The 257-nt window shown below is 31.1% G+C and carries 1 pseudogene; it reads left to right on the top strand.

Annotation, left to right across the window (positions count from 1 at the left end):
• Positions 1–257: pseudogene (locus tag FC14_RS06085) on the top strand (RNA-guided endonuclease TnpB family protein); the annotation flags it as partial.

The following is a 257-nucleotide window of genomic DNA, read 5'->3' as shown; positions in this document are numbered from 1 at the left end:
TTAGAACAAGCAGGGCAAATGTCAGCTGTGGAAAAATATAATCTCAGAATGAATATTACTAAAGATAAAGATGGGAAACATAAAAATCCTAAACATCGTTCATGGTATCGTAAAGGTTCAATGAATTTTCTACGGAATAATAACTCATTTAGGACAATTACTTCACAAAAATTGCCTAATGGCAATACCAAATTGGTTTCACCACACCATTTAAATGTAGCCGATTTTGGAGAAATAATGGTATTTGAGAATTTAAA

Origin of the sequence: Ligilactobacillus agilis DSM 20509, assembly GCF_001436215.1 — a bacterium.
GTDB lineage: Bacteria > Bacillota > Bacilli > Lactobacillales > Lactobacillaceae > Ligilactobacillus > Ligilactobacillus agilis.
Note: the sequence above shows the minus strand (reverse complement) of the source record. Positions and strands in the feature narration are given on the sequence as shown.